General features: G+C 45.6%; 15 protein-coding genes. 10 read left to right on the top strand and 5 right to left on the bottom strand.

From position 1 onward, the window contains the following. Positions 1-96 precede the first annotated feature (96 nt). From QFZ78_RS11640 to QFZ78_RS11625, 4 genes are all read left to right on the top strand, one after another. Positions 97-1,332, top strand: coding sequence for an alpha-L-fucosidase (locus QFZ78_RS11640; protein ID WP_307547597.1), 1,236 nt, complete (start codon positions 97-99; stop codon positions 1,330-1,332). Between the two features lie 44 nt (positions 1,333-1,376). Continuing rightward, the gene (locus QFZ78_RS11635) at positions 1,377-2,249 is read left to right on the top strand and encodes a sugar phosphate isomerase/epimerase family protein (RefSeq protein ID WP_307547595.1); all 873 of its coding nucleotides are present in this window, start codon (positions 1,377-1,379) and stop codon (positions 2,247-2,249) included. Between the two features lie 196 nt (positions 2,250-2,445). After that, positions 2,446-2,949, top strand: coding sequence for an AAA family ATPase (locus tag QFZ78_RS11630; RefSeq protein WP_307547594.1), 504 nt, complete (start codon positions 2,446-2,448; stop codon positions 2,947-2,949). Positions 2,950-3,287: 338 nt separating this feature from the next. Next, positions 3,288-3,998, top strand: a complete 711-nt coding sequence (locus QFZ78_RS11625; RefSeq protein ID WP_307547592.1) for a YebC/PmpR family DNA-binding transcriptional regulator — start codon at positions 3,288-3,290, stop codon at positions 3,996-3,998. 105 nt (positions 3,999-4,103) lie between these two features. Here QFZ78_RS11625 and QFZ78_RS11620 read toward each other — a convergent pair whose 3' ends face one another. Beyond that, positions 4,104-4,334, bottom strand: a complete 231-nt coding sequence (locus QFZ78_RS11620; RefSeq protein WP_307547591.1) for a cold-shock protein — start codon at positions 4,332-4,334, stop codon at positions 4,104-4,106. 70 nt (positions 4,335-4,404) lie between these two features. Beyond that, the gene (locus tag QFZ78_RS11615; protein ID WP_056625586.1) at positions 4,405-4,605 is read right to left on the bottom strand and encodes a cold-shock protein; all 201 of its coding nucleotides are present in this window, start codon (positions 4,603-4,605) and stop codon (positions 4,405-4,407) included. A gap of 263 nt (positions 4,606-4,868) precedes the next feature. Here QFZ78_RS11615 and QFZ78_RS11610 point away from each other — a divergent pair, with 263 nt between their 5' ends. Further along, on the top strand, positions 4,869-5,324 hold the full coding sequence (locus tag QFZ78_RS11610) for a CBS domain-containing protein (protein WP_373461113.1): 456 nt from the start codon (positions 4,869-4,871) through the stop codon (positions 5,322-5,324). Positions 5,325-5,416: 92 nt separating this feature from the next. On the opposite strand, the gene QFZ78_RS11605 is transcribed toward QFZ78_RS11610, so the two are convergent. Next, positions 5,417-5,638: a hypothetical protein gene (locus tag QFZ78_RS11605; protein WP_307547585.1), complete on the bottom strand. Its 222-nt coding sequence runs from the start codon at positions 5,636-5,638 to the stop codon at positions 5,417-5,419. Positions 5,639-5,899: 261 nt separating this feature from the next. Between QFZ78_RS11605 and QFZ78_RS11600 the strand changes: the two genes are divergently transcribed. Beyond that, entirely contained in the window at positions 5,900-10,027 is a 4,128-nt protein-coding gene (locus QFZ78_RS11600; protein WP_307547583.1) for an OmpL47-type beta-barrel domain-containing protein, read from the top strand. Positions 10,028-10,210: 183 nt separating this feature from the next. Here the strand turns inward: QFZ78_RS11600 and QFZ78_RS11595 are convergent, their stop codons facing one another. Both QFZ78_RS11595 and QFZ78_RS11590 read right to left on the bottom strand, forming a co-directional pair. Beyond that, positions 10,211-11,986, bottom strand: a complete 1,776-nt coding sequence (locus tag QFZ78_RS11595; RefSeq protein ID WP_307547582.1) for a cache domain-containing sensor histidine kinase — start codon at positions 11,984-11,986, stop codon at positions 10,211-10,213. Next, complete coding sequence (locus tag QFZ78_RS11590) at positions 11,983-13,521, bottom strand: response regulator transcription factor (RefSeq protein ID WP_307547580.1); 1,539 nt, start codon at positions 13,519-13,521, stop codon at positions 11,983-11,985. The genes QFZ78_RS11595 and QFZ78_RS11590 overlap by 4 nt, the downstream gene beginning before the upstream one ends. Positions 13,522-13,749: 228 nt before the next feature. Between QFZ78_RS11590 and QFZ78_RS11585 the strand changes: the two genes are divergently transcribed. The 4 genes from QFZ78_RS11585 (at position 13,750) to QFZ78_RS11570 (ending at position 19,456) form a co-directional block, all read left to right on the top strand. Next, positions 13,750-14,673, top strand: a complete 924-nt coding sequence (locus tag QFZ78_RS11585; protein WP_307547578.1) for an ABC transporter permease — start codon at positions 13,750-13,752, stop codon at positions 14,671-14,673. Between the two features lie 29 nt (positions 14,674-14,702). Then, positions 14,703-15,593, top strand: a complete 891-nt coding sequence (locus tag QFZ78_RS11580) for a carbohydrate ABC transporter permease (protein WP_307547577.1) — start codon at positions 14,703-14,705, stop codon at positions 15,591-15,593. Between the two features lie 123 nt (positions 15,594-15,716). Then, positions 15,717-17,336, top strand: coding sequence for an extracellular solute-binding protein (locus QFZ78_RS11575; RefSeq protein WP_307547575.1), 1,620 nt, complete (start codon positions 15,717-15,719; stop codon positions 17,334-17,336). 77 nt (positions 17,337-17,413) lie between these two features. Further along, complete coding sequence (locus QFZ78_RS11570; RefSeq protein WP_307547573.1) at positions 17,414-19,456, top strand: alpha-galactosidase; 2,043 nt, start codon at positions 17,414-17,416, stop codon at positions 19,454-19,456. Positions 19,457-20,007: the final 551 nt, after the last annotated feature.

Raw genomic sequence — 20,007 nt, 5'->3', positions numbered from 1 at the left:
CTCTGGATCTGATCTGGTGGCGGAACTATATGATTTCTGACTGCTCAATCTAAGGCGATTAACATACAAATGAAAGAAAGCGAGTGTGGCTCATTCATGGATACTAACGTTTTAGCGATACCGACCCTGCAGCAGATGGCCTGGCAGGACTTGGAGCTGGGTATGTTTTGCCATTTTGGCATGAACACGTTTTGCGATCAGGAATGGGGGGAGGGTACAGACTTACCACAAAAGTTCAATCCGACGCAGCTGGATGCGCGCCAGTGGGTGAGGACAGCAAAGCTGGCCGGATTTAAATATTTTGTTTTGACGGCCAAGCATCATGACGGGTTCTGCTTATGGCCAACGAAGACGACCGATTATTCGGTTAAGTCGAGCCCTTGGAAAGATGGACAAGGGGACGTTGTCCGTGAAGTGTCCAATGCTTGCCGGGAGGAAGGCTTGCAGTTCGGTTTGTACTTGTCGCCTTGGGACCGTCATGAGCCGTGCTATTCGGACAAAGCGGCATACGACGATTTCTATGCCGAACAATTGACGGAGCTGTTGACACGGTACGGTCCGCTTGTTGAGGTATGGTTTGATGGGGCAGGCTCTCAGGGACGGGAGTACGACTGGCAGAGAATTATCGGACTTGTCACACAGTACCAACCGGATGCGATGGTGTTCAATATGGGGCAGCCGACGATTCGCTGGGTTGGAAACGAAGACGGCGTTGCCCCATACCCGTGCTGGAATACGGCGGAGAGTGCACGCGAGAGTATGTTCACAAGTGACATGCTTACTTGGATGGAAGGAACTACGTCATGGGTGCCTGCGGAGTGCGATGTGCCGATTCGCAAACGGCATTGGTTCTGGCATCCGGACGACGAGAGCAGCCTGCACAGCTTGGAACACTTAATGGATCTTTACTACCGCTCTGTCGGGCATGGTGCTACACTGTTGTTAAACGTGGCTCCTGATGACCGCGGTTTACTGCCGGAAGTGGACGTTCAGCGTGTGATCGAATTGGGCGATGAAATCCGTCGCCGGTTTGATGCTCCGCTTGCTGTTACAACAGGAGGAGGAACGGAAGTTACGCTTCATTTGGAGGGCGAGCAATTCGTCGACCACGTTGTTTTGATGGAAGATATCGCGCACGGCGAACGGGTACGGGAATATGTGCTTGAAGCGAAGTGTAAGGGCGAGTGGGTGGAGCTTGTAAAAGGAAGCGCCATCGGTCACAAAAAAATCGACAAGTTTAAAGCGGTTGAGACAAGCGAATTGAGAGTCCGGTTTACCGCGTGCGCAGCGACGCCGATTGTACGTAAATTTGCCGCTTACTCAGTAAATTGATTCGAAGGTTGAATGTTAATCGATGAATACTTGGAGGTATGAAGATGAAAATCGGGCTTAGTTCTTATAGTTTGCTGCAGGCGTTGAAGTCGGAAAAAATGACTATTCTGGATGTTGTTCAGTGGGTGAAAGACAACGGAGGCGAGCATCTGGAGCTTGTTCCGTATGGCTATACGCTTGTAGATAACCTGGAGTTGGCGGATGCGCTCAGGGATAAGGCGAGATCGCTCGGCATTGACTTGTCGAACTATTCAATACCCGCTAACTTCGTGCAAGGGACGGAGGAGGAATTCGAAGCGGAGATGGACCGCGTCAAGCAGCACGTTGATCTTGTGCATCGATTGGGCATGAGGCATATGCGCCATGATGTTACTGCCTTTACACTGCCTCCAGAGAAAATGACAATCGAATACTTTGAAAACAGTTTACCGCTCATCGTTCGCGGAAGCCAAATTATTGCCGACTATGCGGCAAACTACGGCATTACGACAACGATTGAAAATCACGGTTTCTCCGTGCAGGCGAGCGACCGGGTGCAGCGCGTGCTAGCCGAAGTGAACCGCCCAAATTTTAAAACGACATTAGATGTAGGTAATTTTATGTGCGTGGACGAAGCCCCACTTGTCGGCGTGCGTAAAAATTTACCTTATGCTTCTTTAATCCATTTTAAAGACTTTTATTTCAGACCGTACTATCAAGACCCAGGAGAAGGTAATTGGTTCCGAACTACAAACGGAAATTATTTAAGGGGCGCAATCGTCGGCCATGGAGACATCGAGATCAGAGAAATCATAAAGCTGATCAAAAATACGGGCTATGATGGCTACGTAACTGTAGAATTCGAAGGAATGGAAGACTGTGAAATCGGTTCGCGGATAGGTATGAATAACTTAAGAAAATTGTGGAATGAAATGTAAGTGAAAGACTTCTGTCGAGCGTTAAGTTGCTAAGGATAATGTAAGGAAAGTAATCAATTACGAGAAGGCAGCCGTCCAGGATCGGCTGCTTTTTTCGCATAAGGGTAGCATGCTAAATTCAAACTTTCACTGTACAATATTTGGTTTTTCTCCTATGGTGGAAAATAATTCAAAAACTTTTCAAGGGGGAAGATGCATGTACGGAAAAATACCGTTGTTTATAGTGACAGGTGCAAGTGGTGCAGGGAAGACATCAGTTGTTAAGGAACTGAGAGGATTATTACCAGATGTTGATATTTTCGACATTGATTCCATTCATCCATTTGTGGGAGACGACTGGAACAAAATTCAAAATATTTGGCTTCGTGTTGCAAGAAATATAGCCGAAAGTGGTCGAATATCTATAATATGTGGAACAATGATGCCATGGGATGTTGAAAAGTGTGAGGATTATCATTACTTCAAGAATATTTACTATTTGAACTTACATTGTGATGATGAAACCCGTGAATTACGATTACGTGCAAGGAATTGGTCAGAGGAAATGATAGAAGAGCATAAATCCTTTGCAAAGTGGTTGCTTGAAAATGCTGACAAAGCATACACACCATCAATGCCGACCGTCGATACTTCTAAAACGGCGGTAAATGAAGTGGCTCTTCAAATACGTGAATGGGTACGTGGACATATCAAAGTGTAATTATAGGGTGTATGAATAACCAGAACTCATATTTTATCCAATTGCAGGTGTATACCATTAAAGGATGCATCTTCGAGGGCTATCCTCCGAATCCGAACGGAATCGGTTGAGGATATCCCTTTCCTTATGGTTTGGCGAGCCAAAGCTCGTCGGTAGAGTCTGAGAATCCAGAAATCGACTTCTCAGCAGACCGTCCCGCGCGTCCGTGCTGATTAGCTCATAAATGATTTCGAACAATGAAAAACGTTGGTACGGGAATAATGATGCAATTTTTTTTCCTTTTTGAATGAAAATCGGTTATTATGTTAATGAAATAAAAATAGAAAGTGGGATCAATCGTGGGCCGTAAGTGGAATAACATTAAAGAGAAGAAAGCTTCTAAAGATGCAAATACAAGTCGAATTTACGCTAAGTTCGGGCTAGAAATTTATGTAGCAGCGCGGAAGGGTGAACCGGACCCTGAAGCGAATCGTGCTTTGAAAGTTGTACTCGAACGAGCAAAAACCTATAATGTGCCGAAAGCAATTATTGATCGCGCCATCGATAAAGCAAAAGGAAGCTCAGATGAAATTTATGAGGAGCTTCGTTATGAGGGCTTCGGACCAAACGGTGCGATGGTCATCGTGGACGCACTGACGAATAACGTGAACCGTACAGCTTCAAGCGTACGTGCAGCATTTAGTAAAAATGGCGGTAATATGGGTGTAAACGGCTCAGTCGCTTATATGTTCGATGCCACCGCTGTCATCGGTATTGAAGACAAGAGCATCGATGACATCATGGAAATTTTGCTGGAAGCAGATGTAGACGTTCGTGACATTGCTGAAGAAGATGACATCGTTATGGTTTACGCTGATCCGGAGCAGTTCCATGCTGTTCAAGAATCATTCAAAAAGGCTGGAATCACGGAGTTTGCCATTGCTGAACTGACAATGTTAGCGCAAAACAACGTCACCTTATCGGAAGAAGGACAAGCCCAATTCGATAAATTGATTGATGCTTTGGAAGATTTAGAGGATGTGCAGCAGGTTTATCATAACGTGGAATAACCAGCAAGAAAATTGGTCTCATAAAACAACGAAAAAGGCTGGTTCCTGTACGCAAAAGGAACCAGCTTTTTTGTATAAACAAGATATGTTTCAATAGGCACCAGTCTACGAGATCTGTCTGCCTTTATTAAGGGACTTCATATCTATATTGGAGTTGGCAAGCAGAGGAAGCATCTTCACGCTACTAATCATGGGAGAAAGGCACAGGTGGCAAGTTGGAACGTACTCAAACGCAAAATTGTCCCGAATCCAGCCCTTACAACCTTCTTTCTTGCAAGCCCAGATTTTTGTGTTTTCCTGAGGGAGATCCTCTAACGATTTTCTTCGAAAATACAAAGTTAACTCCTCCTTAGATTAAAAAAACTGCCCTTAACACTTGTTAAGGACAGTTTACTTTGTTTGTTTATTACAGTTTTACAACATTCTCGGCTTGAGGTCCGCGGTTGCCTTGAGCTACATTAAACTCTACACGTTGCCCTTCGTCCAGTGATTTGAAACCATCGCCTTGAATCGCGGAGAAATGTACGAATACGTCATTTCCGCCTTCCATTTCGATAAAGCCAAAGCCTTTCTCTGCGTTAAACCATTTTACTGTTCCTGTTTCCATAATAAATTACCTCCAAATAGTTATTTAACATGTTTTTTTAAACAAAAAAATCACACATTGAAAAAGGTACCATTACACAAATGATCACTTTTTCAATATGTGAATTTATGTTAGAGCTGTTTATAAGATCATCTTAACACATAAAAGTATGTAAAGCAAATTAACATGGATCCAATTTGCTGATCTCCCAAAGACCAATCACATCATATAGTTGTATAATGCAAGTATATAGTTTCGTCATACAAAACTGGAGGGGAACCGTCATTAAGGCAAATGAAATCATGGTTCGTCAAGTCTACAAGGTAAAAGAAGGCGATACGGTACGCGTCGTGATTGAAAAATTTATTAAGCACCGAATCAGTGGGCTTCCCGTTGTTAACGATCGGAATGAAGTGGTTGCTTACCTTAGCGATGGGGATATTATGCGTTATATCGGCAAGCATGATGACCATGTCTTCGGTTCTTATTTCTACACGGCAATCATCAAGGGAGACAATGAAGAGTTCCACGAAAGAGTGCGCAGCTTGCTTCCTTTGAATGTGATGAAAATCGCCAGAAAGAAGGTATTTACCGTAGACTCAGAAGAGGAGATAGAGCAAATTGCTGCTATATTGGGTAAAAAACGAATTAAAAAACTGCCTGTACTGCACCAAGGCGTTCTTGTCGGAATAATAAGCAGGGGGGATGTTATTCGGCATTCCTTTCAGTCTATTTTATAAGGATCTTTCAAGCAATAAGACGCTATTTTTTTCAACAACAAACAAGGAGCAGACTGCAGCTGCTCCTTGTTTTTAATAGATAGGCAGAGTATTCACAATCCATTGGTAGCTGAGAATTGACCTTTGAAGAAATAAGCTCTTGATTTGTGAAAATACTGCAATTCCGCATAACGATAATACGCTACAGAATTGCTGGCATTAATCATCCTTTGTCGTTCATAATGATCCGCCAAGGCTGCGTGCTGTAAGTAATTTTGTTGTGCAGATTGAATCATGGATTGTTGACCTGCTGGCATTTGTTGAGGTTGATACATGTTAACAACCTACCTTTCCTGAAATTCGTTTATTATATGCCATAGGATTTTCCTTGGTCAAAGGTGTGGCTAACAGGCAGGTTAGCTGATGGTAAATTGTTGAAAATCGAACGAAAGGTTTGATTTGCACTTGCTTTTGCTTGGCGAATTACAAAGACCGTTAATTATCGTTATATTTCTGAAAATAATCGTGTAGAGATCTCTTTCATTTCATTCCTATAATGGACATGAATGTTATTACATTTTACAAGGAGAGATTTTATGCGAGAAAGGATTGCGAAATGGGTAGCTTTGTTCATGCTTTTGTTTATGACTGTCCCTTCCAATGCCGCTATTGGCGTTCAGACAGCGTATGCGGAAAGTCAAACCTACGAAGCGGAAGCACCGGTTAATGTTTTAAGCGGTAACGCGTCAGTGGCCGAATGCACCGTATGCTCGGGAGGAAAGAAGGTAGGCGGCCTCTATCAAGGAAGCTCGCTGCAATTCAATGGAATTACCGTGAGCGAAGCTGGAAGCTACAAGGTGTCGGTTTCTTACATATCCGGCGATCCTCGTTCGGTGAACATCCGTGTAAATGGAGGGAATGCGGAAAATTACGATTTTCCCAAAACGGCTGACTGGAACACGGTCGGCACTTTTGATGTCACGCTTCCATTAAATGCCGATACGAACACAATCATGTTCGACGACGGAAATTGGTATTCGCCGGACATTGACAAGATCGTAATCGCGCCCACAGCAACTCCAAATCCCGGAGGAGGTGGTGGAAGCGAGACTCCGCCGGCATATGCACAATATTACGAGGCAGAGTCAGCAGTAAATATGCTTAATGGTAAGGCTTCCGTATCCAATTGCGGCAAGTGTTCAGGAGGCAAAAAAGTCGGCGATTTGTATCAAGGAAGCTCGTTACAATTCAATCAAATCCAAGTGAATGCTCCTGGTATTTACACGGTGAAACTGTACTATATTTCAGGCGATCCTAGATCCGTGCAAGTCAGTGCTAACGGAGGGACAGCCGAGCTGTATGATCTGCCGAAAACGACGAATTGGAACACAGTAGGGACGTTTGACGTCGATCTTTCTTTAACGGCGGGCAGCAACACGATCATTTTATCTGACGGCAATGCATACTCCCCTGATATCGATAGGATCGCAGTGTCGCCCAAAATCGTTACCTATGAAGCGGAGTCTTCCGCTAACACACTTGCTGGCAAAGCTAGCATTGCGAATTGCAGCAGCTGTTCCGAAGGTAAAAAAGTCGGCAATATATATCAAGGCAGCTCCTTACAATTTAATGGGGTTGAGGTGGGGTCAACCGGGAATTATCAAGTAACGGTTTCTTATATATCCGGCGATCCTCGTACCGTACAAGTGAGAGTAAACGGCGGAGAAGCTGAAACGTACGATTTTCCGAAAACACCCGACTGGAACACGGTGAATACGTACGTCATTCCTTTAGCTTTAGTGGCCGGGAGCAATACGATCCAGTTTGCTGACGGCAACGGCTACTCCCCAGATTTGGATAAAATCGTGGTCGGTCCGAAGAGTGAACCGAATCCTGGCGAAGACGATAACGTTGGGGGCAGCCTTGGCGAGCCCGTCGAGTCGAAACAGTACGGTTCCATCACCGTAACGCATTATACGTATGGCGCGACTTTTTCGAACGGTGAGACTACCATTACGTATCATACAGACAGCGGTCTGGCGGATTATTCCTGGAAGGACGCCAAAATTGTAAAAGGTGTATACGGCAGCTTACAATTGGGCGAACTTGTTACTAGCAAGAGTTATACCAGTCATACCTTATCGGATGCTGCGATCGTCCCGGTTCATGACGGTTTCGGTACTGGGCTTCGGTTTACGGTAATCAACGAGTCACCCGGTAAACCTTCGCTGCATCAAATCTATACCATGTATGAAGGAAAGAGCTTCTTCCTTACCCAGTTAGAAGCGGTTAATACTTCATCCATGACGACGAATAACATGGCTCCTATCGTTGTAAACAATAGCGGCGGAGTGGATATTGGAAGCTATGCGGATAACAGAGCGCTATTTGTCCCATTTGATAATGATAATTGGATTCGGTATAAGGCCCAATCGATCAACACTGCGAACACTGGGTACGAAGTAACGGCTATTTACGATAACACGAATCGAAATGGTCTCGTGATCGGCTCCGTCACTCACGATACATGGAAGACGGGTATTACTTGGAACGGGTTTAATAATAAATTGAATAACCTGACGGTGTATGGCGGAGCAGCATCCAACATAACGCACGATGTCGAGCCTCACGGAAACATTTCAGGTACTGAATTAAAGTCACCAACCGTGTTTGTCGGCTATTTTGCGGATTACCGTTCTGGTCTCGAGGAATACGGACGTGCGAACGCTGTATTCACCCCGCCTTTAAGCTTCCAAGGCTCTGTTGCCCAAGAAGTACCGGTAGGCTGGAACAGTTGGGGGGCCTACGGCAGCAATCTCACCTATCAAGATGTGATAGATACGTCGAATTACTTCAAGACACACCTTCAAAACAATAATTATAACAACAATGGCGCACTCTACATTAACTTGGACTCCTATTGGGACAATTTATCGGATACCCAGTTGCAAAATGCAGTGGCAACAATCCGTCAAAATGGTCAGCAAGCCGGTATTTATTGGGGACCCTTCGTTTACTGGGGCAATAATATGAGTCAGACGGTCGAGGGTACGAACAACCAATATACGTACGGAGACATTGTATTAAAGGATAGCACTGGGAAAGTTTTGCCTACTCTGGATGGCGCCTATGCGCTTGATCCGACTCATCCGGGCACGAAAGCACGAATGGATTATTTTTTGGGGAAATTTAAGGCTTTAGGTTTCACTTATATCAAATTAGATTTCTTAACACACGGTTCTTTGGAAGGGAAGCATGCCGAGCCAACCGTGACCACTGGTATTCAAGCTTATAATCAAGGGATGGCTTACGTGAACAGTGTCATTGACGGCAGTATGTTCATTAGCGAATCGATTGCGCCGTTATTCCCCAGCCAATATGCACACAGTCGTCGAATCTCTTGCGATGTGTACGGTAAAATCAGTGAAACCGAATATGAGTTGAACGCGCTTACCTATGGTTGGTGGCAGAATGGTACGATTTACCCGTACACCGACCCTGATCATATGTCGTTGTCTAGGGCAAGTTCCTTGGACGAAGCGCGCAGCAGAGTAAATTCTGCCGTTATTTCCGGTACGGTCTTCTTGAATTCGGATGACGTTCGTAATGAGAGCGCTCAAGCCTACATGAACGAGTTATTGACGAACAAGGAAATCAACCGAGTCGCTTTACTAGGAAAAGCTTTCCGAGCGGTCGAAGGGAACACCGGAGCAAATGCGGCTGATACGTTCGTTCTGAATGACGATGGAACTTACTATGTCGCTGTCTTCAATTACAGCGCAGCTACCTCTTCGACGAAGTCTGTCGATCTGGCCCGTGCAGGATTGAGTGGCATCAGTCATTATCTGCGCACGGATTTATGGACGGGAGCCGAGGATAAGGTGAGCGGTAAGCTGAACGTAACCCTGAAGCCCGCCGAGTCTAAACTGTTTAAGCTTCAGCTTGATTCTATTCCTCCTACGACGAGCGTGGTCTTCGATGGGATCAGCGGTACTGGAGCCTTTACCAACAAAGACATCACGATGACGTTGAGCGCAGCGGATCAACCGGGAGGCTCCGGCATCCAGTTGACTGAATATCAGCTGAACGGTGAAAATTGGGTAACGGTCAACGGACCTGTAACGCTATCCGAGGAAGGCGTTTACAGCATTCATTATCGATCGAAGGATCGATCCGGTAATGTGGAGGATGCCAAGCAAGTGACTGTAGGCATCGATCGCACAGCACCCGTTGTCCGAATAACGGATCCATTAACCATCTGGCAAACAGATCCGTTGAGCCTGCCTGTTCAGATCACGGATGCGCTAAGCGGCATAAGCAATAGCACCGTTCAACTGGATAAGAAAATCATGGGCAATCCAATCATAGCTGCCCCTGCAGCTTTAGCCGTTGGAAACCATGTGATCGAGGTAACCGGGACGGATCTGGCCGGCAATGTAACGGCGAGTACTTATACGCTTCAGGTACAGATAGATGCCAATCATTTCATTGATCTCATCAACATCGGTGTTGCGAACGGTTCGATTACGATTTCAGACAAAGGGAAGGAATTGCTTGCCAAAGTGGAAGCGATTGTGCGCAGCAACAATAAAGAAGTGACTGTCCGCCAACTAAAGGCGCTGCGCATCTTTGTGGAAGCTTTAACCGGCAAAAAGATCAGCAAAGAATTTTCTGTGATTCTCATCGCTGACATTGATTATCTCATCCAGAATGTCAGTAAATAGACGTAAGAAAAAGGGGCTCTTGGAGCCCCTTTGTTACACATTTTTATTGGGTTAGGGTAAGGCGATTCCCCAATTGGCTTCGTTCGGCAGCTTCGTGAAGGTAGAAAGGCCATTGGGGTTATCAATGTTGTATCTTATAATATCCAATCTAGATCCCAATTTAAGCCATATTTTCTAATCAACTTATGAACTAATACCGTGCAGCGGAATACGAATTTGCGCCTTCGTCCCGATACCGAACTTACTATAAAGCGTAACACCGTATTCGTCGCCAAATGCTAATTTGATCCGCTGGTCAACATTGGTAATCCCATACCCCGAGACGTTGTCGGTTTTATTCAGAGCGCGTTCCAGTGTTTCAGTCCGCATGCCCATCCCGTCGTCGATCACTTCCAGATAAATATCACGATCATCTTTGTACACCTTGATGATGATATTAATTCCCACGTCATCGTCCCAAACGGCATGATTGATGGCGTTTTCGACAAATGGCTGTAACGCCAGCTTGACCGTTTGATAAGCAAGCACGGAGTCGTCAATCGCATAATGGAGTCGAAGCAGTCCCTCGAACCTGTGTTGCTGGATGGCGATGTAGTACTTGGTGAGTTTGATTTCTTCACTGATGGGCACTATCATTTTTCCTTTATTTAAGGAGATCCTGTAAAACTTGGCAAGGTGAGAGACCATTTCGCTGATCGTGTTATCTTTGTGTTTAACGGCTAATGCTGAGATGGACGCTAACGTATTATATAAAAAGTGCGGATTGATTTGGGCTTGCAGCATGTTCATTTCCGCTTCTTTCTTCGAAATTTCCTTCTTGTAGACCTCATTGATCAGTTCTTTCAGGCGACCTGTCATTTTTTTGAATGCAAATGATAACTGGCCTATTTCGTCATGCCCCATAAACTTCATACTGACATTAAAATCTTCCCGTTCTACCCGTCGGATGACCTGAAGCAGGGATTCGATCCGTTTGGTGAAGAACCGTGCTGTTATATAAATCAAAACAACGGAGATAGCTATGCTGCTCAAAGCCATGATTAGAATTCGCTTGGAGGCGATTTGAGCGTTGGTAATAAAGCTTTTGTATGGGATGACAGAAATCGTTTTCCAGCCATTCTTGATCGTGTTGTAAACGACGAGTGATTTCTCGCCATTGTACAGGCTGTCGAAGCTTCCTGAGTTGTTATCGCCGAAAGTACCGGGGATCAATGTGCCTATATTTTGGTTCAGAAGCGCTTTATTGCGGTTAGATAAGATATTGCCGTTCTCGTTGACGATATAAATATCTTTTTGCTTATCTTCTTTTTCCATGAGCCGATAAATGTCGGCTTCGGCAATATCGAACGTAAGAATACCGTAAGGAAAGTTAAGGCTGTTGTTATTGAGCAAACGAGCCAGCTTGAATACGGGTTCAGTGACAGCTGTAGTTGCGGAAACGCTGTATGTCACATTACCGTAAGAATGGGCGATCGACTCGTACCAATTGGTTGCTTTGGTCGCAGCATCAATTCGCTTAATATATACGCTGTCCGCAGGAAATGTCGTATTGCTCGTGTGGATGGATACAGCTCGAATGTCGGGATTCGTGGCCAGTACATTATTAATCACATTATTGAAATAAATATACGAATCCAAGTACTCTGTACTGTCTTCAGTGTAATCTTTGGTCAGGAGCAGACGCAGTGTGCTATCCAAATAAATGGATGCGGATATTTTCGAATAGGAATCTAGCTTCGTTTCCAAGTTGGCGTTAAGTTGATCTGTCGTTGCAATCATATTGGTATAGATTTGCGTCGTTAGCTCCCGTTTGGTCGTGTCATAGGAATATTTTACGAAAAACAATAACGGTAAGATCGAAACGATGCAAAAGACGGCGAACAACTTGCTGCGCAAACTGAGATTAAGAAACGTTTTGACTATAAACCGGAGTGGCTTGGGCAATCGTCCTTGTATCATAAAAGTTTTTTCCGGTATTCGTTGGGTGTCGTTCCTTTGAACTTCTGAAACACAGAGCAAAAATAAGAGACGTTTTCGTAACCAACGGATGCAGCAATCTCATGGATTTTTTTGGATTTGTCTTTAAGCAGTTCAGCAGCATGATGAATCCGCACACGTGTCAAATATTCCAAAATCGTTTCTCCTGTTTTATCCTTAAATATGGTTCGTACGTAATTTGGTGACAGATACACCTGTTTAGCGATATCTTCAATTGTCAATTGTCTGCTGAAGCTGCGGTCGATGAGACTTGCGATTTGATGAATGATATGAAGATTCTTGTCCTTATCCTTTTCCTTCATAAGGGAGAGGATGGAATGGCAAACAACCAGGATGTGAGCTTCGATTTCATTGATGGTTGAATAATTGGCTATACGCTTCCAATCGTCGACGTACATAGAATTGACGGAGTCACCCCCGAGTAAATTGGCAAAATGCTGCTCAATGGCCGTAATAAGGCGCAAGGAGCTTGAACATACCAGATCCCTGTCGACCTTCGAGGTACGCATTGAGTCAAAGAAGTCTTGAATCACGGTGATAGCTGCAGATTCCTGCAAGTGAGAAATGGCATGACAAAGGGATGCTATAATCGGCTCAGGGTTCACCTCTTTGTAGACCGGCTCGACGGCTTGATCGGCCTTTGTACACGATCCCAAGCCGAAATAAAATTTGCTTTCATTCGCTCGTTTGGCACCTGCACATAAATCATATAGACTTTCGTGGCCCATACCAACGTCCGATACACCGATTGAAAGGATGGCATCGTTGCTGCCGCTTACGGACCGAATCAGCTGCTCCGCTGCATGGCAAAGCTCTATTGTCGGGTTATCAAGCTTGTGACAGAGAAGTACGAAAGTTCCTTCCTTGATTTGACAGAGAAAGGAACGGGGTATTTCCGCCTGCGCGAAATTGCGGATAAGTGTCACGTGCTGCACACCATAATTGGTAATAGGGTCAACAGTTATATATAAAATTTGATAAAAACCGCTCGAAGGCATCATGGATGGCAGCAGTAACAATTTATCAATCCATTGGGACCTTACTGTGGGACTATTTTCAAAGATCAGCTCTCTCAGATAGGATTCCTTTAGTACTTCCGAGGTTTGGGAGGAAATCCGGAATTCCTCGCACTTCTGTTTGACTTTCTCCATTAAATGCTGGAGCTCCCCCATGTCGAGAGGCTTTAATAAATAGCCGATCGCTTCCACAGACAGTGCCGTTTTAATATAGTGAAACTCATCGTGGCCACTTAGGAATGCGATCTGGACATTGCGATTGATCTGTTTGGCCCGTCTGCTGAATTCCAGTCCGTCCATAATCGGCATACGGACGTCTGTTAATATGATATCAGGACGAAGCTCTTCCATGCGCTGAAGCGCTTCTCTGCCGTTCTTCGCCGTTCCAGCGACACGAATGCCCATGTCTCCCCAACGAACGTAATCGGCGAGCATCTCGAGCTCCATTTTTTCATCGTCTACAAGCAGTATGCTGTACACTGAAAGCGCTCCCACCTTTCCAAACGCTGATATAACTCATTTTATTGTAAAACGTATAACTCAAATAAACAATGACCTCGCCAAAGGATCGTTCATTTGGAATATGATTCTGAAGATGCTTGTATAGAATTGTTTTCTACTCATTCCTATAATGAGAATATACAAAATGATTATGGTTGTGACTGAGCGGCACAAGCCGCCGCAGCCTGGAAAAGGCGGGTTATACATATGGAAGCGCGACTCAGAAGGATGAAAGGACAAAAATATTTATACTTAATGATCCTGCCCGCCTTCATCTCTACCATCTTATTTTCATATGGTCCGATGTTCGGCTTGTACATGGCATTCATCAATTACTCGCCCGGCGGTGGTTCCTTTTTCCACCAGTTTTTTACGAGCAAGTTTGTCGGTTTCGAGTGGTTTCGGTACTTCTTTACAAGCGGTGATTTTTTTATCATCATGCGCAATACGATTGCGCAAAGCGTCTTATCGCTGTTGGTTGGATTTCCGGCGCCGATTCTGCTGGCCTTAATGATCAATGAGGTGAAGACCGGCTTATTCAAAAAAGTGGTACAAACGGTATCCTATTTGCCTCACTTTATATCCTGGGTCATAGCGGCCAACATCATCATAACGCTGTTATCCTCGCAAGGGCTGATCAACAAGCTGCTGATGCTTATGAACATCACGGAGCAACCGGTGCAATTTTTCCAAAACGGCCATTATTTCTGGGGGATTATTGCCATATCCAATATGTGGAAAGACATGGGATTTAACGCAATCATGTATTTGGCCGCAATTTCCGCTATTAATCCCGAACTATATGAAGCAGCAAGAGTTGACGGTGCCAGCCGCTTGCGCCAAATGTTTCACGTCACACTTCCGTCTTTACGCCCAACGATCGTAATTCTGGCAATATTGTCAGTGGGAGGTATCTTGAACGCGGGGTTCGACCAACAGTATCTGTTGCAAAACAACACCATCTTGAAATATTCGGATGTTATCGATACCTATACGTACCGATACGGATTACAGAACGGCATGTTCTCTTATGGTGCTGCGGTTGGGCTGTTCAAATCGGTCATTGCCTTTATCCTGGTCGTCAGCGTCAATACGCTCTCCAAGCGAATGAATCAGCAATCTTTGTTCTAATAAGAAAAGAGAGGAAAGGGTGGATCTGAATGAGAACAAAATCGAGTGGCGATATCGTCTTCGCCTGGTTCGTTTATGTGTTCCTTCTTCTGGTATTTATCGCAACATTCTACCCCTTCTGGAACATTCTCGTGCTGTCTCTAAACAGTGCGGAGGATACGATCCGGGGCGGCGTTTATTTCTGGCCGAGGGTGTTTTCCTTAACAAGTTATAAGCAGATTTTAGGCGATCAGGAAATTATTAATGGGGTCAAAGTGACTCTAGCACGTACGTTGATCGGCACGCCTCTCGCTGTTCTGGTTATTAGTCTGCTTTCTTACCCGCTCAGCAAGCGTGACTTGGTCGGTGGGAAGTTCATCACACTTTTCTTCATATTCACGATGTACTTTGGCGGCGGCTTAATCCCCTACTATATGATCTTAAAGAGCCTGCACCTCATAGACACCTTCTGGGTGTACATTGCGCCGGGTCTTATGAATGTGTTTTTTATGATTTTGGTACGTACATTTATTCAGCAGCTTCCTGGGGAATTAGATGAATCTGCGAAGATAGACGGCGCGAACGATTTGCAAATTTTCGTCAAGATCGTGTTGCCGCTGACGACTCCTGTGCTTGCTACGATAGGGTTGTTTGTAGCGATAGGCCATTGGAATTCTTGGTTCGATTCCTATGTATTCACCTACAAGCCTGAACTGAAGACGCTGCAGGCTGTTCTCGTCAAAATTTTGAATCAGTATCAGACGTCTTCTATGGTGTCGGATGCGCAGCAGATGGCGGATTCGGCCAAACGCCTTGCCGTATCGTCGGATTCGATACGCATGGCTGCAACGATCGTGGCAACGGTGCCTATTGTCATCGTGTATCCGTTCTTGCAAAAGTATTTTGTCAAAGGCATGACCGTGGGAGCAGTCAAAGCCTAATCCAGCTTTCTCATTCTTGAAAGGCGGTGGTTCGGAGCGCAATCCGCAGAGGATAGGACGGTATCCTATTAAGCAAGGTAATCAGATGTTTCCAATACAATTAGTCAAGGGGGATTTTATTCCATGTTCAAGACCAGGAAAACGTTCAACGTGCTGCTTTCAACGGTCCTTATGGGTTCTGTCATCGCTGGTTGCTCTACAAAAGAAAATACGGCTTCGCCAAGCGATAAGCCAGCCGTTGCAACCGATAACAAAGCAAACGATACGACACCGATTAAAATGACGTTCTTTGATAAAAATACAGGTGATGCCTTTACGAACGAAGTTGCCAAGGAAATTACGAAACGGACGGGCGTTACGATCGAAATCCAGCAGCCTACGGGCAATCCTTCAGAAAAACTGAATCTGATGCTCGCTAGCAGCGATCTGCCGGATGTTGTGCTAATGGACCGCGGAGGAGATATCGTCAGCAAGTACATCGCTGCAGGGGCGATTATTCCGCTGGATGATTTGATTACGAAATACGGTCCCAACGTGAACAAAATGTATGGGGACACTTTGAAAAAGACACGGTTTACCGACGGGAAAAATTACTACCTTTCTAACTGGTACGGCTCGGAGAATGAGCCTGTATTCGGCATGAATATGCGCAAGGATTGGCTTAAACAGATTGCTCCGGACAAAGCTGAGGGCGGAAAGCCGTTCACGGCAGATGAATTTGAAGCGCTGCTGAAGGATTTCAAAACAAAGCTTGGCAAAGTGGACGGCAAAGACGTATTCCCGATGAGCTTCAACGGTGAAAATATGGGCGCTGTGCTTGGAACGTTTAAAGGCATGTGGGGGATGAAGACATACTATGAAGATAATGGGACACTGAAGTACGATGTAAAGGACCCGATATATAAGGACATGCTGATGTACTTGAATAAGCTGTACCGCCAAGGATTGATTGATCCTGAATGGCCAGTCAACAAGAAGCAAACGTGGGAGCAAAAGATTTCTAACGGACTCGTATTTGCATCGCCAGGCGCTTATTGGGATTTCGGTACGCCTAACGGTGTGCTTAAGAAAGCAGGCGGACCTGAAAAGCAGCTCTACCCGTACAAGCTTGTGGGACCTGGCGTTGACCCGGCAAAAACAACATTAGGGCCAAAAAGCTCGCTCGGTTGGGATGCGATAGCGATCACAAAGACGAATAAAAACCCAGAAAGAACGATGAAACTCATTGACTTCCTGGCTAGTGAAGAAGGCCAATACCTTCTCATGTGGGGGATAGAGGGTGTGCACTGGGATATGAAGGACGGCAAGCATACACCGCGTCCGGAAGTTCTTCAAGGCTTTAAAGACGATTGGGATAACTTCGCGAAGAAAACAGGTATTCGCAAATGGACTTGGTTCGTGAAGAACGGTAAAGGCTCCGATGGTACGCCGTATGATTTGCCGGGCCGTTACCAGCGTGGCGAGATCGACCAGATGGCACTGAAGAACTTGTCCGATACGGTGTGGGAAACATCGGCTTATGATAATCTCGGCCCTGCCGGCGGCACCCCGGATGCGCTTGTCAGCCAGAAGATTTCAGATATTATGAGCCAAACGATTACGAAAGTCATCATCTCCAAGACCGAGACGGATGCAGCCGCTCTATTCGATAAAATGCTTGCCGATATGAAGGCAGCTGGCGATGAGAAAGTGGAGAAAATCATTAACGACAACTACAAGAAACGCATGGATCTTTGGAAATAAGAGAGGATGCAGATCAGGAAGCCGAGGCACTGTTCCGGCTTCCTTCTTCATTTAAAAGGCATGAAAGGAGCGGGTTAATGATGACATCCAATACGGTGATCTTTCAAGAGTTGAACGGGCAAGTGGTTGGAGAAAATGGGTTATGCCGAATTATTGTCGATCTGGCGAGCGGATTAACCGATTACGAATGGTTCACCGGCGGTCGCTTGAGCGGCGCTTACAGCGCAGCGCGGATCGAAGAGAAATACGTTGCTTCGACCGATTATTCGGAACACAAGCTAGCTGGTAGCGGCGCTCAAATGATCCGCGATGATTTCGGCACTGGCTGCCGGTTCTCTGTGATTCATTCGGCTGAGTCGCTTCCGGTCATTACGCAGACGTTTTGGCTATATGAAAAAGCGCCCTACTTTTTCGTTCAGGTTGAGCTGGAGGGTGTATCGGAAGCATTGGAGACAAACTACATTTCTCCAGTGACGGTGGATGCAGCTATGGGATCATCCGCGATCTCTTTGGAAATGGCAGCAGAGGAACTGCGCGCGCTGTTGGTGCCTTTCGATAACGACAAGTGGGTACGTTACGAATCAACTGCCATGCCGAACCAGCTGGAAAGCTATGAGGTAACGGCAATTTTCGAACCTGCATCGAGAAAAGGGCTAGTTGTTGGTTCAGTTACCCATGATACTTGGAAAACCGGTCTGAGAGTAGTTGGTCATGAAGGAGCGGCTATTCATCATCTGGAGGTTTACGGTGGAGCCGCAGGCGAGTATACGCGCGATACCATTCCGCATGGTACGCTGATTGGCAAAACGATTACATCACCGCGTATCTTTGTGGGCATGTATGCGGATTACAGAACCGGACTGGAGGAATACGGAAAGGCCAATGCTGTGATAGCTCCACCTCTTCAATGGGAACACGGTGTTCCTTTCGGATGGAATAGCTGGTCAGCGGCAGGGGGAGAACTCAACTACGAGCTTTACATCCATACGTCGGACTTCTTAAAGAGCTTGTACGATGGAGGGTTTCATCATCAGGGGACGGTCTACATAAACTTTGATTCCTTCTGGACGAATTTAACGCAGCAGCAGCTCGAAGACGCCGTGCGTCACGTTCGTGACAATGGACAAAAGCCCGGCATTTATTGGACACCCTTTGCCTTCTGGGGGAACGATTTCGACCGAGTCGTGGAAGGCACGGACGGCAAGTATACGTACCGAGATCTTCTGCTGCGTGATGGGCAGGGGCAAATTTTACCTGAATTGGACGGTGGACTTGCGATTGATCCTACGCACCCTGGGAATCTGATGCGGACGGAGTGGCATCTTGAACGTTTTGTTGGGTGGGGCTTCGAGTACATTAAACTCGACTTCCTTGGACACGGAGCTTTGGAAGGCATGCACTACGATAAGGAAGTGCGTACAGGGCTTCAAGCGTACAACCTTGGCATGGCGTTGATCAAGACTAGGCTTGATCCCATGGTTATCGGACGTCCATTCTTTATCAATTTGTCCATCGCGCCGATGTTTCCACATCAATACGCCCATAGCAGGCGCATCTCTTGTGATGCTTTCGGTACACTGCAAGATACGGAGTACATGTTAAATTCACTCACTTATGGTTGGTGGATGAATGGGACCCTTTATCCGTTCAACGATCCTGACCATACGGTGCTATATAAGAGCTTTAACCAAGAACCTACGATGGCGCAGGAAGGTAGGAGTCGTCTAAATGCTTCCCTTATTGCCGGAACGGTACTTCTCATGGGGGACGATTTTCGCAAAGAGGAAGCAAGAACGAGGGCGGAGGACTGGTTGACCCGGCCGGAGCTGCTAAAAATTGCAAAGACAGGAAAAAGTTTTATTCCGCTTGAGGGAAATACCGGTGCGGCTTCTGATGATGTTTTTTTCCAAATGGCAGATGAAGACTGCTTTATAGCCGTGTTTAACTATAATAAAGATGAAACGGTTGAGAAACGTATATCCATTGAGCGTTTGGGTCTGCCCCATAATGCGACGTATGAGCTGCGTGATATCTGGGAGGAAACCGCCCTTCAGACGTCAGGAGACATAAGCGTTCGCTTGGAACCGGCAGAGTCGAAGATTTATAAGTTGATTTTTTAGAGGGAAGAGCTGCGTAGGCAGCTCTTTTTTAACCACATAAATTTTCGGTTCCCGAAAACCGCTTTCTTATGTAGTCACCCATCTTTGAATGGCCACGATAGAGGTTTTCTCATTGGTGGAGTTTTGCTGATGAGCCCAGTCCAACCAGTCACCAAACCGTAAACCGCTCAAACGTCCATTTTGTGTCGATTCTCCAAAGCCGCTCCTTCTGCCAAGTAACCAAATAATTAATGTTTACTCACCTGTGAACATATTCTTGATTATCTACCTGCCCTCGCACTCAACTTTCTACAATATCTCATCTCATGCCCAATTTTAGGCAAGCCGCACCTTAGTTCTTCTATCTGCATCCGAAATTCAACCCGAATCCGACATCACCAGATTTTAGCGGAACGTAGATGCCTTATTTTGCTCAAAAACACGTATATCACGTTTTAGCGGAACGAGGATCCGCTATTTCTCGTTTTCGAGGTGTAAAATCGGTAAAAAGCCAAAATAGCGTACCCACGTTCCGCTCATCGGACTTGCAACGGCATAATTGCCGAAATAGC

The sequence above is a fragment of the Paenibacillus sp. V4I5 genome (genome assembly GCF_030817255.1).
GTDB lineage: Bacteria > Bacillota > Bacilli > Paenibacillales > NBRC-103111 > Paenibacillus_E.
Note: the sequence above shows the minus strand (reverse complement) of the source record. Positions and strands in the feature narration are given on the sequence as shown.